We start from the raw sequence: 2694 nt of genomic DNA on the forward strand, positions 1-2694 counted from the left end.
CCAGTGATGCTCGGCTTGCGCGCGCAGCCAGCGGGGCACGTCCCGGTTGAGCATCAACATCAGCAGCATCGAGTGCTCGGCCAGCGGGATCGCGCCATTGCCGACCGACGAGGTCAGGACGACATCGCCGGCGAGCATCTCCGCGGACAGATCGGCATCGACGCCGGCCGACGGGCTGTGCACCCAACGCAACTGCCCGGCCCGGGCAAGGATCTGTGGTGTCACCCGTCCGACGACGGCGACCATTGTCTCGACGACATCGTCGGCCTCGGACCAGTCGGCCACGAAACGGAAGTCGACCGCGGGCGCGGCAGCCCGGAAGGCTTCCGCGGAATGATTGCCCACAACAACGATGATCATTTCAGCCCCGTGGTCGCGATGCCGCGGATCAGGTACTTCTGCGCGATCGCGAAGAAGATCAGGATCGGCACCAGCGAGAGCAGCGACATGGCGAAGAGCATGCCCACCCCGCTCTGCGTCTCGGAGTCGACCATCGAGTTGAGCGCGACGGGCACGGTGAACACCTGCGTTCTGGTCAGATAGATCAGCGGGACGAAGAAGTCGTTCCAGGTCCAGATGAAGGTGAAGATGGTCGTCGTCACCAGCGCCGGACGCATCAGCGGCAGGATCACGTACCAGAAGGTCAGAAACGGTCCGGCCCCGTCGATCCAGGCCGCCCGGTCGAGTTCGCGCGGCAACGTGCGGATGAACTGGACCATCAGGAAGACGATGAACGCGTCGGTGGCCAGGAACTTCGGGATCAGCAGCGGCCAGTAGGTGTTCACCATCCCGAGCTGGGAGAACAAGATGTACTGCGGGATCACCAGCACGTGGAACGGCAGCATCACCGAGGCCAGCGTGATCGCGAAGTACACCTTGCGCATCCGGAACTGCAACCGGGCCAGCGCGTACGCCGCCAGCGAGCAGGAGAACAGGTTTCCGACGATCGAGCCGAGCGTCACCACCAGGGAGTTCAGGAAGAACGCGGAGAACGGCCGGTTCAGCGCATGCCAGCCTTCCTTGAAGTTGTCGAAGGTGAGGTCCTTCGGGATGATGCCCGGCTCGGTCAGGATCTGGTCGGCCGGCTTGAACGCGCTGACCAGCATCCACACCAACGGGTAGATCATCACGGCGACGAAGAGGCACAGCCCGGTGTGCTTCAGCACCGACCGGATCCGCCGCTGCCGGACCGGCGGCCGACTGCGGGTCAACTCGGCGTTGAGGGACACGGTGTCGGTCGTCATCAGCTGTCTCCGTAGAAGACCCAGTACTTCGACAGCAGGAAGTGGATCGCGGTGATCACAGCGATCGCCGCCATCAGAACCCAGGCCAGCGCGGAGGCATAGCCCATGTCGAAGCTGACGAACCCTTGCTGGTAGATGTACAGGGTGTAGAACAAGGTGGAGTTCGCGGGGCCGCCGGTGCCGCCACTGATGACGTGCGCCTGGGTGAAGGTCTGGAACGCGCCGATCGTCTGCAGGATCAGGTTGAAGAAGATGATCGGCGTCAGCAGCGGCACGGTGACGTGGGTGAACTGCCGCCACATGTTCGCGCCGTCGACCTTGGCCGCCTCGTAGAGCTCCTCCGGGATCTGCCGCAGGCCGGCCAGGAAGATGACCATCGGCGATCCGAAGGTCCAGACGTTCAGCACGATCAGCGTCGCCAGCGCCGTGTTCGGATTCTGCAGCCAACTCTCACCGTGGATGCCGACCAGCGCGAGGGCCTTGTTGATCAGGCCGTCGTCGCCGAAGATCTCGCGCCACAGGATCGCGACGGCGACGCTGGTGCCGAGCAACGACGGGAGATAGAAGGCGCTGCGGTAGAAGGCGAGTCCGCTGAGCCCACGATCCAGGATTAGCGCCAGCAGCAGCGCGAATCCCAGTTGCACTGGCACCGAGATAAGCACGTAAACGAGTGTCACCTTCACCGACGCCCAGAACTGGTCGTCGTGCAGCATCCGCTGGAAGTTCTCCAGCCCGGTGAATTGCGGCGGGTTGAGGATGTCGTAGTTCGTGAACGCAAGGTACAGCGAGGCAAGCAACGGCACCGCGGTGACGAGCACCAGTCCCAGTTGCCACGGGATCAGGAAGACGTGGGCGGCCCTTCCCTGTCGGTCGAGGTGGAAGGCGGGCCGCCGCCGGTGCCCTAGCATCGGATCACTGCGCCCGCTTGATGCCGGCCGCGATCTCGTCGATCAGCTTCTTCGCACCGTCCGGCACAGTGGTCTTGCCGAGCGCGATCTCCTCACAGATGCGGGCGGTCGCGGTCCGCCAGGTGCTCGAGCCGGCCGGCGCGTCATACCGTGGGTTGCGCTTCGCGGCCCGCTCCTTCTGGACCACGGCGAGCATCTCCTTCTCGTCCTGGCTGGCGAAGGTGAGCGCCTGCGCGGCGACTTTGGGGTTCGTCGGTGCTCCCATCGTCAGGTGGACGGTCTTGAGCATCTCGGCGTTGTTAGCGTTGTAGTTGATCATCTTGCCCGCGGCCTCGACCTTGTCCTTGTCGATGCGCTGGTAGATGGCCATCCGCGGGAAGTACAGGTACTTGTGCCCTTCGGCTACTCCCGCCGGAATCGGCATTGAGCGCAACCGGAACCTGTCCTGCGGGAACATCTTGGCGTCGTCGATGATGTGGTTGGAGTTGCCGAAGTTCATCAGCACCTTCTTGCCGACCTGGGCCCAGTCCGGCCCGAGACCT

At 64.0% G+C, this 2694-nt stretch carries 3 protein-coding genes and 1 pseudogene; all 4 read right to left on the minus strand.

The genetic code is table 11. The features are described from left to right. A pseudogene (locus tag QOH60_RS28765) lies at nt 1-360 on the minus strand (hypothetical protein); the annotation flags it as partial. Next, on the minus strand, nt 357-1244 hold the full coding sequence (locus QOH60_RS28770; RefSeq protein ID WP_526425299.1) for a carbohydrate ABC transporter permease: 888 nt from the start codon (nt 1242-1244) through the stop codon (nt 357-359). The pseudogene QOH60_RS28765 and the gene QOH60_RS28770, both read right to left, overlap by 4 nt. Beyond that, nucleotides 1244-2152, minus strand: coding sequence for a carbohydrate ABC transporter permease (locus QOH60_RS28775; RefSeq protein ID WP_526425300.1), 909 nt, complete (start codon nt 2150-2152; stop codon nt 1244-1246). Before QOH60_RS28775 ends, QOH60_RS28770 begins: the two co-directional genes overlap by 1 nt. A 4-nt stretch (nt 2153-2156) precedes the next feature. Next, nucleotides 2157-2694, minus strand: a 538-nt coding sequence (locus QOH60_RS28780) for a hypothetical protein (RefSeq protein ID WP_526425301.1), incomplete at its 5' end; no start/stop codon positions are given.

The organism is Mycobacterium sp. (assembly GCF_032159765.1).
Taxonomy (GTDB): domain Bacteria; phylum Actinomycetota; class Actinomycetes; order Mycobacteriales; family Mycobacteriaceae; genus Mycobacterium.

What these genes read in the sequence shown, in the direction of transcription:
- QOH60_RS28770 (WP_526425299.1), bottom strand. Translation starts at nt 1,244, where the DNA reads ATGACGACCGACACCGTGTCCCTCAACGCCGAGTTGACCCGCAGTCGG.
- QOH60_RS28775 (WP_526425300.1), bottom strand. Translation starts at nt 2,152, where the DNA reads ATGCTAGGGCACCGGCGGCGGCCCGCCTTCCACCTCGACCGACAGGGA.